This window comes from Pseudophaeobacter flagellatus, from assembly GCF_021228235.1.
GTDB lineage: Bacteria > Pseudomonadota > Alphaproteobacteria > Rhodobacterales > Rhodobacteraceae > Pseudophaeobacter > Pseudophaeobacter flagellatus.
This window is the reverse complement of the sequence record NZ_JAJQRG010000002.1, coordinates 562,755-575,902: the sequence shown is the minus strand read 5'-3', so window position 1 is coordinate 575,902 and position 13,148 is coordinate 562,755. Positions and strand designations below refer to the sequence as shown.

General features: G+C 62.4%; 10 protein-coding genes. 3 read left to right on the top strand and 7 right to left on the bottom strand.

Going from position 1 to position 13,148, the window contains the following annotated elements:
• Positions 1-46: 46 nt before the first annotated feature.
• Together LRK71_RS06170 and LRK71_RS06165 are read right to left on the bottom strand one after the other, a co-directional pair.
• Positions 47-937: a CPBP family intramembrane glutamic endopeptidase gene (locus tag LRK71_RS06170; protein WP_232401873.1), complete on the bottom strand. Its 891-nt coding sequence runs from the start codon at positions 935-937 to the stop codon at positions 47-49.
• Positions 938-961: 24 nt separating this feature from the next.
• Positions 962-4,138, bottom strand: coding sequence for an ABC transporter transmembrane domain-containing protein (locus LRK71_RS06165; RefSeq protein WP_232401871.1), 3,177 nt, complete (start codon positions 4,136-4,138; stop codon positions 962-964).
• 256 nt (positions 4,139-4,394) lie between these two features.
• Between LRK71_RS06165 and LRK71_RS06160 the strand changes: the two genes are divergently transcribed.
• From LRK71_RS06160 to LRK71_RS06150, 3 genes are all read left to right on the top strand, one after another.
• Complete coding sequence (locus tag LRK71_RS06160; protein WP_232401870.1) at positions 4,395-5,324, top strand: hypothetical protein; 930 nt, start codon at positions 4,395-4,397, stop codon at positions 5,322-5,324.
• A 78-nt stretch (positions 5,325-5,402) separates the two neighbouring features.
• Positions 5,403-6,164, top strand: coding sequence for a DUF6478 family protein (locus LRK71_RS06155; protein ID WP_232401869.1), 762 nt, complete (start codon positions 5,403-5,405; stop codon positions 6,162-6,164).
• 11 nt (positions 6,165-6,175) lie between these two features.
• Positions 6,176-6,556 carry a hypothetical protein gene (locus LRK71_RS06150; RefSeq protein ID WP_232401868.1) on the top strand — a complete coding sequence of 127 codons (381 nt, stop codon included), beginning with the start codon at positions 6,176-6,178 and terminating at the stop codon, positions 6,554-6,556.
• A gap of 15 nt (positions 6,557-6,571) precedes the next feature.
• Here the strand turns inward: LRK71_RS06150 and LRK71_RS06145 are convergent, their stop codons facing one another.
• The 5 genes from LRK71_RS06145 to gpmI form a co-directional block, all read right to left on the bottom strand.
• On the bottom strand, positions 6,572-7,636 hold the full coding sequence (locus LRK71_RS06145) for a bifunctional transcriptional activator/DNA repair enzyme AdaA (RefSeq protein WP_232401867.1): 1,065 nt from the start codon (positions 7,634-7,636) through the stop codon (positions 6,572-6,574).
• Between the two features lie 68 nt (positions 7,637-7,704).
• Complete coding sequence (gene rsgA, locus LRK71_RS06140; protein ID WP_232401866.1) at positions 7,705-8,793, bottom strand: ribosome small subunit-dependent GTPase A; 1,089 nt, start codon at positions 8,791-8,793, stop codon at positions 7,705-7,707.
• A 189-nt stretch (positions 8,794-8,982) separates the two neighbouring features.
• The gene (locus tag LRK71_RS06135) at positions 8,983-10,320 is read right to left on the bottom strand and encodes a S41 family peptidase (protein WP_232401865.1); all 1,338 of its coding nucleotides are present in this window, start codon (positions 10,318-10,320) and stop codon (positions 8,983-8,985) included.
• Positions 10,321-10,326: 6 nt separating this feature from the next.
• Positions 10,327-11,502 (bottom strand): murein hydrolase activator EnvC family protein, encoded by a 1,176-nt coding sequence (locus LRK71_RS06130; RefSeq protein WP_232401988.1) that lies wholly within the window; start codon positions 11,500-11,502, stop codon positions 10,327-10,329.
• 31 nt (positions 11,503-11,533) lie between these two features.
• Positions 11,534-13,051, bottom strand: coding sequence for a 2,3-bisphosphoglycerate-independent phosphoglycerate mutase (gene gpmI / locus LRK71_RS06125; RefSeq protein ID WP_232401864.1), 1,518 nt, complete (start codon positions 13,049-13,051; stop codon positions 11,534-11,536).
• Positions 13,052-13,148 lie beyond the last annotated feature (97 nt).

Below are 13,148 nucleotides of genomic sequence, written 5' to 3'. Positions count from 1 at the left end.
GGGCCGGTTTGGCATCCCAGATAAGGTGCATTGACGCGAATTGCAATCAGCGCCGTATCGCCAGTCGCGCCACTAGCCAGGCCACCAGCATGGTAGCGCAGTCCACCAGCAGCCAGGGCCGCAACCCTGCCACATCCGACAGATCATAGGGCAGCAGGTAAAGCCCCAACCCGTTCAGGCTGCTAGGCGATGCCACAATCAGCAAGGCAACAATATTGTTAAAGAAATGCACCGCAATGGCCGGGCCAAGCGTGCCGGCCCGCGCGGTCAGATCTGCCGTTACCAAGCCAAAGCCCATGGCCCACAGACACAAGAGCCATGCATTGTCGCCCGCCTCTTGCGGCATGTAATGGGCCAGCCCAAACAGCGCCGCAGGCAGCAGCAGCCAGATCAACGGATTTTGAAATCGCGCCGCCAGCGCCTGTTGCAGATAGCCACGAAACACCACTTCTTCAGCGCTGACCTGCACCAAAACCGCCAAAAGCGACAGTGGCAGCAGCCCCAGCCAGAGCGGCAGCGCGACATTGGGCACCAGCGGCGCGCCAAAATCATAAGGCGGCAGCAACAGCACGATGCCAAAGACAATCAGCAACCGCAAAAAGACCTGGGTAAACTGGTGCAGCATCGGCACCAGCGGCCCGATCAGGCTGACAAAAGAGCGCCCCTGCAACAGCCGCGCCGCCAAGCCGGCCCCCAGCGCCATAAAGCCAAAGGTCACCAGTACCAGCAGCATCGCCGCAGGCGTGCTGCCCTGTACCACGGATGCCAGATCCGCCGCAGAGGTCAGCTGCAGAATCAGTAAAAAGGCCCCGAGGTTCAGCGCGTAGCTGACACCTGCAATGATGCCAAGCCCGGCCAGTATCCGCCAGATATGGGATTTCGCCCGCCCCGGTGCCACCAGGGTTTCATGCGCCCGATAGGCGGATTCTGCATTCATACTACCCTGCCCTCTGTCTGGGTCTCATCTGTCCGGCGCGTCGGAAGATCCGGGATCATCCGCGCCAGACGCACCAGAGCCCGAAACGGGAAAGACTGCAACCTCCAGCCCCTCTGCCATCGGAAACCCGGCAAGCCGCACCTGTTTTGCCAGGCCCACCAAATGTCCCGCAACCGTCTCAAGCAACTGGGTCGCTACCCGGGCATCGCTCTCGATCACCGCACGATATTCCTCGGCCCCGATGCGCAGAAACAGGCAGTCGACCACGGCGCGCAGGTCCATTTCACGCGGCTGCTGCAAGATCACGGCCAGATCGCCAATCAAGCGGCCCGGCTCGATCACGGTCACTGGCACCGCGCCGACGCCGCCAGCACCGCCCAAGGCCTCGGGCCAGAACAGCTCTGCCCGCCCCTCCAGACAGAGATAGACGGCATCGCCGCTTTCGCCTTGGGCAAACACCAGCTCCCCCTCTGCCACCCGGTGCCACTGGGCGGAGAAGGCCAGCAGACGCTGGTTGCGGGTGTCCAGCTGCGCAAACAGATCGGCGCGGGCAATCACCTCGGTTTTTTGCCGGAAATCCTCTGCCGCCAGCCCCTCGGGGCTGGGATCCATCCGCCGTTCAACCCCGTCTATGCGGCCATCGCGGATCTCGACAAACAGGTCGTAGCGCTCTGGGTGGCGGAATTCATCCTCCATAAAGATCATGGTGCTGGCGGGCAGCAAATCGCGCAGCCGGTCGCGGGTGCGCAGGCGGCTGGCAGAATCATGACTGGCCAGGGCCCGATCCAGGATCAGGATATCGGGGCGTTTGATCGCCGCGCGGGTAAAGGCAGCACGCTCGCGGAACATCGGGTCCAACAGCGACCCGCCCAGCCCAGAGGGAAGATCGTAAAGGATCAGCGCCAACCGTTTGTTCAGCCCCTGTTCGGTCATCACCTCGCTCACCAGGGCTTCGACCTGATGCGCCTTGTTGCCGGCATGGCGCGAGATTTTTCCATAAAGCGCGTTTTCCAGCACCGAGAGGCGCGGCACATAGGCCGCCGGGTCCAGCGGCACAAACAGCCCGCCAGAGCGCGCCCGCAAGGCCGCACCAATGGTCGCGCGAATGTTCAGAATGCGCGCCTTGAACCCTTTTGGGAAACCGGGGCCGATCTGCTCAGCCGAGAGCAAAAACGGAATGGTCATCAAGCTCGCCCGCGCCGCTTCGCTAAGCCCTTCGGCCGACACGGGCGACTGGCTTTGCAGGGCGGTGTGTTCCTCAACGGCGCTGCACAGGCGGGCATAAAGCGCTTCATCCAGGCCAAGCCGTTGGAACAGCGGATGGTCATAGTTGTCGCGGCCAAAGGTCTTGACCAGGATCTCTGCCACGCCAAGGCCAATGCCCAGGGTCTCGGTTTCCAGATGTTGATCCTGAATCACCTGATAAAACAGCCGCCCCGGCGCCAATAGCTCTTCGGGGGAGATTTCTCGTCGAGGGGCGGCAAACAGAATATTGACGGCCAGGGGCACCGCCGGATGAAAGCTCTCTGGGTCAAAGTGATGCACCACACTGTTCAGCCCCGCCGCCATCAGCCGCTGCTTGATCAGTGGCCGCAGTGCCACGATCTGTTGTTCCAGCGCCGGATGGCTGCCGATCTGAAACTGCGTCTTCAGGGTGCGGCGGAACAGTTCTTGATCGACGCCCATGGCCTCTATCAATTGGAACCACCAGTCGCGCAGATCGCCTTCGGACCCCAGCCCGGCAAGCGCCGGATTGACCCAATCCGCCTCCAGCGGGTCAGTGCTATTGCCAGCGCGGCCAGCCTCGGTGATTTGACGCTGGGTCCGCACCGAAGGCCGTGGCAGCTGTGGCGTCGCACGCAGCGGCATCAGCACATTGTCCCCCAGCGAGCCATCAAACAGATAGGGCTGCGAATAGGCATAGCCAACACGTGCTGCAATCACCCCCTGATGCAGCGCCTCCAGCCGGTGCCCGCCCAGCAGAATAGAGCCCCGCGTCGGCAGCACGTCACGGGTCAGCAACTGGGCAAAGGCCCTGCGCTCGGCATCAGTGCTGGCCTGCACCGCCACCCGCGCACCTTCGGGAATGGTGAACGAGAGATCTTCCAGCACCATATTGCCATCGCCATCGCGCAGCGACACATTGCGAAACACCACATCGCCACGCAGATGCGGCAGATCATCGGGCATGCCCTCGATCAGGGCCGCATCGATCATGCCCTTGGGCGCAAAGCGTTCAGTCATGATCGACCAGCGCAGCCCCATGTCCTGCACCTGGTTGTAATAGGTCAAAAGCTCTTTCCAGGGGGCCGAAAGATCCTTGTAGGCCGCAAGCCCCGCCACCAACGCGCCGACGGTGATTTCGCCACGGATCGCCAGAACCCCACCAGCGGAATAAAACACAAAGGGTGTCATATGGCCGATCAGGTTGTTGAGGAACTTCATGAAGTACTTCTTGTTGTAGATCCGGCGACGGATTTCAAACAAGCGCCCCAGCCGATCCGAGATCTGCGCCAGACGGAAACGCCAGCCGCCATTGCCCCGCAAATCAGAGATCCCGGCGGCGGTTTCACCGATTTCAGCGGCCAGGGCGCGCACCTCCTGGATGCGCTCTTTGTTCAGCAGGTTGATCTGGCGCTGCAACAGCGGGATCAGCCAGGCCTGCAATGGGATCAGCGCAATCGACACCAGCCCGAACCAGACGCTTTGCATGAACAGAAAGACCACGATGGTCAGCATCTGCCCTGCCTGAAACACCGGCTGCGCCAGCGCATCGCCCATCAGGCCGCCCATCGGTTCGCTTTCCGAGGTGATCATCGACACCAGCTCTCCCTGGCTGGTGGTGCGGAAATAGGGCTTGGGAAAGCGGATCATCCGGCTGATCAGACTATAGCGCAGCCGCCGCAGCAGCCGTTCCGCCACCACGCCCTTGGCGGTGTTCAGCCGCATCTTCAGCATCCCGGACACCACAACTGCCGCCAGAAACCCACAGCATAGCACCAGCAGATAGCTGACCTGGCTCATCTCATGGCCCCAGACCATAATAATGGGTTCCGGCGCGCCGATGGCATCATTGATGATCCGCTTGGGCAGTTCCAAGGCGGCATAGAGAAAGGGAAAGATCAGCAGCGTCAGCCCCAGAAGACCCAGCTGCTGCCGCTTGGAATAGCGCCAGATAAACAAAAACAGCGTTGATGGCATAGCCGGTCCTTGTGGCATAAAAGCTGCACGGTAGGGTCTTGCGCTGGTCACCGGCTTGCCGTGTGCAGCAGAAATTGGGTCACTGTATCAAAACTTGGTCTGGGTATGCACCATATTGGACAAAAGCAAGGTGATCTAGGTCACGCTGCTGTTCACTTGCGCTGCCGAAAGGGTGGATTTATTGCAGCTCCCAGAACAACAGACCCCAATTCCGGGGCAACAAGGGCTGGCCCGCGCGGTCAGAAGACCAACAAAGATGAATGCTACTACGCTACGCCGGGCCTTGGCTCTGCACACCGGGCCGGATGGGCGCTGGAGAATGCGACGGAACGCGCAGCAGCGATCGCCTGGCGGGAGGGGGGCGCGCCTTGCCGCCCTTGCGCTGATCGGCGCTCTGTCGGCCTGCGGCCCGCTGCCAGAAACCGGGTTTTCCTTTGCCGCCCCCGGCGCAAGTTCTGGCCAGACTTCGCGGCAGGGCACTGCGCCGGGCCAGGCGCCAACACAGGTCCGCCTGGCCAAAGGTGCCGTCACCCTGGTGGCACCCAGGGGACACTGCATTGACCAGGCCACGCTGCGCCAAGGCCCCGATGACGGCTTTGCTCTGCTGCCGCGCTGCAATCTATTGCAAGGCCCAAGCCTGTTTGGTCGTCACCGCGCTGCCGTGATCACTGCCACCCTGGGCAAGACCAGCCAGAGCGAGCCGCCTTCAACCGCCGAGCTGGCCCGCTCTGCCCCAGGGGCACAGCTGTTGTCTTACAATGACAAGGGGCTGTTGCCACTGATCAAACTACGCTGGCCCGGCCATGGCGCCATGGGGGTTTCCGCCGCAAGTGCAGATCATTGGCGTGGTGCCTTTGTGATCAGGGATCAGCTGGTGCTGCTGGCGCTCTATGCCCCCGAAGGCAGCCCGCTGCTTGGGCGAAACGGCGCGAATCTGTTGACCGAAATGGCCCGGCGCAGCCTTGCCGCCAGCCAAGTAGAGCCAGCCACAGCCGCGACCCGCCCAACCGCGCCTGCCGCAGCCAGCCCCACAGCATCAGGCCTGCGCCCCAGGGCGCGCCCGATCGCCGCCGCCAGCCCGGCAGCGCAGCAGCCCCCGCAGAAACGCCGCCAGCAACAATCGATGCGGCAAAAAATTGCAGGTTTATTTCCCCCCGCTGCCCCGGCTAGATTGGCAGCGGACTGACAGGCCAGAACAAAGATCCCGATCTGGGGGCAGGCATCCGCACAGGCTGGCGGGCAATCAAAGGTAGCGACAGGCGATATGGGCGGTTTATTGAACAGGGTGTTTCACTGGCAGGCGCTGCGCCGCTGGCGGCGCGAAGTGGCGCAGGCCGCAACCATGGCGCTGCCGCAGCTGCGCCAGCAGCGCAATCAGGCGCGCGCCCTGCATGGCCAGCTGGACCGGCTGATCCATATCGCAGACGGACGCCTGGCCTTGCCGCAGATCGGTACTTCCGCCTTTCCCCGCCCGCATGGCACCGATTGGTCCTGGCGACCAGAGCTCTGGCGCGGGCCGCTGCCTGCTCCGGGGCTGTCTTCGGTGCCGTCGAAATCCAGGCTCGGCGAAGAGGTCAGCCTGTTCCATGATTGCAGCATTTCCGAACTGACCCTGCGCCAGCTACGTAACAGCCGCGAAGAAGATCTGGCGCCTTTTGGCCTGCGCATGGATGTGTTCAAGTTTGACGGCTCTTTCCTGTCGCTGGTGGTGGATCTGCCGCCCGAAGCCTGTACCAACCTTGCCCGGCATCACCTGATCCGTGTCGACGCCATCCTAGAGAGCGAAAAGCCGCTGGAGATCTTTGCCCGGCTGAACATTCGCAACGGGCCCAATACCGAACAGCTGGTGCGCGAATTGCCCCTGGGTGAAAAAAACGTCACCGTCGAATACGACCTCGCCTATTCCACCCTGAACGAAAAGCGCATCGAGCGGATCTGGCTGGATCTCATCTTTGAAGCGCCGGACATGAACCAGGTGATACTCCGCGATCTGACCTTTGCGCGCTATCGTCGCGCCAACATCTGAGGCCCCGAAAGATGAGCAAGCTCACCGTTACCAAGATCCGCTTTCGCAACGGCACCTGGGAAGGCGTGATCACCGGCGCCAACGACACTGGCCTGCCGCCCGATATCCAGGTCCTGTTTCAGGATCGCCCGCTCGACGGGGTGGTGATCAGCGAAGGCAGCACCGACGCTGAATGGAACCTGCACATCACCATTCCGGCAACGGCCATTGCCGATGGGGTGCAGACCTTTGTCATCGCCGAAGGCGGCAGCGGCGGGCAGAAGCTGGACAGCTTTTCCCTGATCGCAGGCGAGGCGACCGTGGATGATATGCGCGCCGAAATCGAACTACTGCGCGCCGAGCTTGACATGCTGAAACGGGCCTTTCGCCGCCACTGTCTGGAAACCAGCTAGGCCCAGCAGGGCCGGTCAGGCCATCAGGCGGCTGCGAAAACCGGTCTCTATCTCGATTAGGCGCTGTTTGCGCCACAGCCCACCGCCATATCCGGTCAGGCTGCCATCTGCCGCCAACACCCGATGACAGGGGATCACCACGGCAATCTGGTTGCTGCCATTGGCCCGCGCCACTGCCCGTGTCGCGCTGGCGCGCCCCAGATCACGGGCGATCTGCGAATAGCTGCGAGTCTCGCCCGCGGGGATCTGCAACAGGTGGCGCCAGACCTCTTGTTCAAAGGCCGTGCCATGCAGCGCCAGCGGCGTCTGAAACCGGGCAACCTCCCCAGCGAAATAGCGCGCCAGCTCTGCGGCGATCTGCTGGGTTGGCGGTGGGCGGCCAAAGCCGACACCACCTAGCTGCGCCTTTTGCAGCCGGATCATTTCACGCGGCAGCGCCTTGCGGTCGGCAAATTCCAGCAAATGCAGCCGGTGCGGACAGCTGATGGCGATCATCGCCCCCAGCGGCGTGTCGATCCAATCCGCCAAAAGCAGCGCATCACGGCGAAATGCTCCCGGCGCCATCCCCACCAACCTGGCAAAGGCTGCGCGAAAGGCCGAAGGGCTGTCAAAACCCGCATCAATCTGCGCCGCAATCACCGGCGCCCCGGCAGAAAGCGCGGTAAAGCCTTCACGCAGCCGACGCTGCCGGGCCATCTCCAGAAAGGTCATGCCAAAATGGCGCTTGAAGGCCCGCCGCACGGTAGAGGGATCATGCCCTAACGCCACCAGATCCCCCTCGCGCCAGCGATGGGTCGGGCGTGCCTCCAGCGCGTCGATCAAGGGTTGCACCAACGGGTCATCACCGGCCGCCGCCTTCAGCGGCTTGCAGCGTTTGCAGGCACGAAACCCCGCTTCGATACAGGCACCGGGGCTGGCAAAGAACTGACAGTTTTCAAACTTGGGGTTGCGCGCCGGGCAGGTCAGGCGACAAAAAATCCCGGTAGAGGACACGCCCACATAGGCGCGCCCTTCATAGGCGGGATCGCGGGCACAAAGCGCTGTATAGAGCGTCTGGGAATCAGGCAGGTCAAACATCATGGGGCCAGCCTAGCCAATCCCGGCCAGGCGCGTCGCCGATTTCCGGGCGTTAATGTCAAAAACAGCCCCTAGCGGCGTGACTTCTTGTTGCGTTTCTGGACCGCGCGAATGGTCTTGTGCAGCACCTTGTCGCTGCCCTTGCGCTCTGCCAGCGAGGCGGTGTTGAACAAATCCTCCGCCGCCAGCTTGTTCCAGCGCTCCAGCCGCGCCTGGGTAACGGTGCCCTCGGCCAAGGCGGCGGTCAGGGCACAGCCCGGCTCGCTTTGATGTTTGCAATTGCGAAATTTACACTGGCTGGCCAGTTCCGTCAGATCCTCGAACAGATCGGCAATGCCGCTTTCGGCCTCGGCCATCTGTAATTCGCGCATGCCCGGCGTATCCATCACCGCGCAGCCATTGGGTAGAAACCGCATGTGGCGGTGCCGGGTGGTGTGGCGGCCGCGCGCGTCATCTTCGCGGATCGCGGCGGTCTCGGCCGTTTCTTTGCCAAACAGCGCGTTGACAAGGGTTGATTTCCCCACCCCGGAAGACCCAAGGAACACCAGCGTTTCGCCAGGTTTGCACCAGGGGGCCAGTTGCGCCTTGGCCTCGGCGCTCTTGGCGTTCAGCAGCACCACAGGCACCCGGTCCGATATCGCTTCAGCCTGGGTTACATAGGGTGTCGGGTCGTCGCAAAGGTCCGGCTTGGTCAGCAGGACCACAGGGTTTACCCCGGCCCCAAAGGCAAGCGCCAGATAGCGTTCCAGCCGGGCCAGATTGAAATCCGGGTTGCAGGAGGAAACAATGAAACTGGTGTCGGTATTGGCGGCAATCAGCTGCAGGCTGCGGTCATGGCCCGGCGCTCGGCGTTTGAACAGGCTCTTGCGCTCCAGCACCCGGCTAGAGGTCGGCAGCACCCGGTCCAGCAATACCCAGTCGCCCACAGTAGCGGCCAGCTTGGGGGGCACCACCTGATCAATGCCATCCCCCCGCACCCGCAGCCCGCTGCGATGGGCCTCGACCACCCGCACCGGCGGGGTTACCTGCAGATCTTCATCCACCACCTGATCCGCAAAAAACGGCTGCCAGCCCAGCTTTTCCAGCGGGCTCAACCCTGTGGCAGAGGCGGCTGGAGTGGCACCGGCTGGTGCGTCAATTGGATCGTCGGTTGGTGTCATAGGCACGGGCTTTCAAGGGGGGCCGCACAGGCCGGCGCGCTCTTGGTCATAGACCAAAACCGGGGGAAAGTCTCTGTTTCAGCGCAACAGGGCAGAAAAGACCGCCCCCGTCAGGGGCGGTCTTTGGTGTTGCGCAGTGCAAATTCAGGGAGTTCCCCCCTGAACAGGTGATGAAAAACACCTTGGCGGTTATGGCTTTGGTCCCAGGGCAACAAGCCCTTTGAGGATGTCGATGGCATAGGCCAGCTGATAGTCCTGCTCGCGCAGTTCCGCCGCCTTTTCCGCCTTGGCACGATCTGCCTTGATCTGACGAATTTCATCCTCGGTCAGGCTGTCATTGTTCAGGCTGCCGCGCAGATCCACCTCGCTGCGAGACCGGCGCGCCAGGCTTTCTTCCTCGTTCTCGGGTGCAGCCGTGCGACGGGGCTGCTGCACCACGATGTCAGGTGACACGCCCAGGGCCTGAATGGAACGGCCCGACGGGGTATAGTAACGCGCAGTGGTCAGACGCATGGCACCATCGCCGCGCAGTGGCATCACCGTCTGCACCGAACCTTTGCCAAAGCTCTTGGTGCCAACAACGATAGCGCGCCGATGATCCTGCAGCGCACCGGCGACAATTTCAGAGGCCGAGGCAGAGCCGCCGTTGATCAGCACCACGATGGGTTTGCCATTCGACAAATCGCCGGGCACCGCGTTAAAGCGTTCGCCGTCTTCGGGGTCGCGACCGCGGGTCGAAACGATCTCACCACTGTCGAGGAAACTATCCGCCACGCTGATCGCCTGGGTCAGCAGGCCACCGGGGTTGTTGCGCAGATCCAGCACGATGCCGTTGACATTGTCCATGCCGCCCGCCGCTTCGACCTGTTCTTGCAAACCGGCCTCAAGATTGGGGGTGGTCTGGTCGTTGAAGGTGGTGATGCGCAGCACCACGGTGTCGCCTTCAGTGCGGGCACGCACGGCTGTCAGCTTGATGGTGTCGCGGATGATCGAAACATCGAAGGGCTCGCCTTCGCCTTCGCGCACCACGGTGATGATGATTTCAGAGCCGACGGGGCCGCGCATCAGATCGACGGCTTCGTCCAGGCCCAGGCCCAGCACGCTTTCGCCATCCACATGGGTGATGAAATCGCCCGCTTCCATACCGGCCTCATCTGCCGGGGTGCCATCAATAGGAGAGACAACTTTGACAAAGCCCTCTTCCTGGGTCACCTCGATACCAAGCCCGCCAAATTCGCCACGAGTCTGCACCCGCATATTGGCGGCATCCTCTGGCGACAGATAGCTGGAATGCGGATCCAATGAGGACAGCATGCCGCCAATCGCAGCCTCGATCAGCTCTTTTTCATCGACCTCTTCGACGTATTGCGCGCGAATACGCTCAAAAATGTCACCAAACAGATCCAGCTGTTCATAGACCGTCGCTTCGCGGCTTGTCTCCTGCGCCAGCAGGGGCCCGGCCACATAGGTTGTTGCAACGATCCCGGCCAGTGTACCGCCAAGAGCCGCCATGACAAATTTTTTCATGAAACCTTATCCACCTTTTCCGATTTGGAACCATTTTTCTGGATCCACCGGACTGTTGTCCATTCTAACTTCTATATAGAGCGTTTCTGTCCGGTCAGTTCCACCCCCTTCACCACTACGTGACAAAATGGCACCAGCCTGGGGCGCGCTGCCGCCCATCAGGCCCACCGGAGTGCCCGCGGGAATGACCTGCCCGGCGATACCAAAGACCTCTGCCAGACCCGAGAGAATAAAAAGCGTGTCTGGCTGCGGTTCCAGGATCACCACATTTCCCAGATCCAGCAGCGGGCCACGATAACGGATTGTCGCCGCAGTCGGAGAGCTGACGAGGGCGCGCGGGCGCGCCGCAATCAGCACCCCTGGACGGGCAATGCCGGCGGCATCCCGTGCCCCGAAGCGGCGCAGCAGCAGGCCTTCGACTGGCAGCGCAAGGCTGCCCCGCTGGGCGCTGATATCGGCTGATAGCGGGATGATCTTATCCGCACCGCCCGCCACCTCGGCCAGACCACTGGCAAAGCCGGTCAGTGTTTCCGTCGAGGAAATCAGGATCGCAGTGCGCACCCCATTTTCGGTAAAGCGCATCGGCAGGTCGGTGCGATCGGAAATAGCAGTCGACAGCGCCGTGCGCGCCTCTTGCACTCCGGCCAGCCCTTCTTGCAGGGTGTCGGCCGCGCTCTGTTGCAGAATGCGCAGGGTCTGCACCTCTTCCAGGTCGTGGCGCAGGGCCTCGGCGCGGGCATAAAGACCCGGCGTCACCTCGGCGACCATCATGGCCGACCGCGCCGCGCCCAAAGGCCCCGAAGGGTGCAGCATCAGCACCGGCGGCGCCGAGGTTTCGATGGTTTGCAGGATGCCCAGCAGCTCGGCCACCTCGTCTTCGCGGGATTTCAGCTGCGCCACAAGCTGGCTTTCGCGCCGCGCCACCCGCCGCAGGCCTTCGCGCATGGCGCCCAGCCCGGCCTCATAGGCATGCAGGGTTTCCGTCAACGCCTTGACCCGATCGCGCGCGCTATCTGCCGCCTCCAGTGCGACGGTTGCTGCCTCCAGCTGACGTGCGGCCTGCCGTGCCGCCTCAGCGGGGGCCTGTGGTGTCTCGGCCGCCCGGGCAGCCCCCTGCAGACCCTGCAGCGGTGCGGCAAGGGTGATCAGTGCAAGGAAAAGCAGCCCAGCGGCGCGTGTCATCATGTGGTTCAGATCTTCTTGGTCTGTTTTATCAGGTCAGCAGGCTTTCGCCCGTCATCTCATCCGGCTTGGGCAGGTTCATCAGCTCTAGCAGGGTAGGGGCAAGATCGGCAAGGCGGCCGTTGCGCAGCCCAGCGCCCTTTGGCCCACCCACCAATACCAGTGGCACCAGATTGGTGGTATGCGCGGTATGGGCACCGCCGGTTTCCGGGTTGACCATGACCTCGCAATTGCCGTGATCTGCGGTGACCAGCATGGCGCCCCCCACGCGCCGCAGCGCCTCTACCACCTGGGCCAGCCCCTGATCCACCGCCTCGCAGGCCTTGATCGCGGCCTGAATATCACCCGTATGACCCACCATATCGGGGTTGGCGTAATTGGTGACAATCAGATCATAGCCCGCATTGATGGCTTCAACGAATTTCTCGGTCACCTCTGGCGCGCTCATCTCTGGTTGCAGATCATAGGTCGCCACCTTGGGCGATTTGGGCATGGCGCGATCCTCGCCCTGCTCTGGCTCTTCCTTGCCGCCATTGAGGAAGAAGGTCACATGGGGGTATTTCTCGGTCTCGGCCAGGCGAAACTGGCGCTTGTCCTGTTTGGCAACCCATTCCCCCAGCGTATTGACCAGCTCAGCCTTGGGGTAGGCCGTTGTCATATAGGCGTTATGCGCGGATGAATAATCCACCATGCCCAGCAGCGCTGCCAGTTTGGGGCGCGGGCCGGTGTCAAACTCGGCGAAGCCCGGCTCGCCAATGGCGCGCAGGATTTCGCGCGCGCGGTCGGCGCGGAAATTGAGGCAGAAGAAACCGTCCCCCTCTTTGACGCCATCATAGCCGCGGATCACACTGGCGCCGATGAATTCATCCGTTTCGGACTGGTTATAGGCATGGGTCACCGCATCATGGGCATCCGCCACCGAACGGCCCTCGCCCTTGATCATGGCGGCATAGGCTTCGCTCACCCGTTCCCAGCGGTTGTCGCGATCCATGGCAAAATAGCGCCCCGTCACCGTGGCGATCTTGGCCCCCTGCGGCAGGGCCTCTTTCAGCTGTTCAAAATAGCCATAGGCAGATTTCGGCGCCACGTCGCGCCCGTCGGTGATGGCATGCAGCCAGACCGGCACGCCCGCATCGGTGAGGACACGGATCGCAGCCAGAATATGCGAGATATGCCCGTGCACCCCGCCATCCGAGACCAGCCCCATCAGATGCGCCGCGCCGCCGGTTTGCTTGAGCTTTGCAATGAAATCCAACAGGGCGGCGTTCTGTGCAAAAGAGCCATCCTCGATTGCCAGATCAATCTGACCAAGATCCATCGCCACCACCCGGCCTGCACCGATATTGGTATGGCCCACCTCTGAATTGCCCATCTGACCTTTGGGCAAACCAACATCCGGCCCATGTGTCACCAGCCGCGCCTGCGGCCCCGCCGCCATAAGACCATCAAAGGTGGGGGTCTTGGCCAGATAGGGCGCGTTGGCGGCACCGGGTTCTGCACTGCCCCAGCCATCGAGAACACATAGAACAACAGGTTTGGGCGTGGACATATCAGGGCTCCGGATCAGGGCAGTGGTTCAACGGGTTTGCAGCCTTTTACCCCCTTGCCCCGCCGGGGTGAACCACCTTCCGCACTGCAGGCCGATT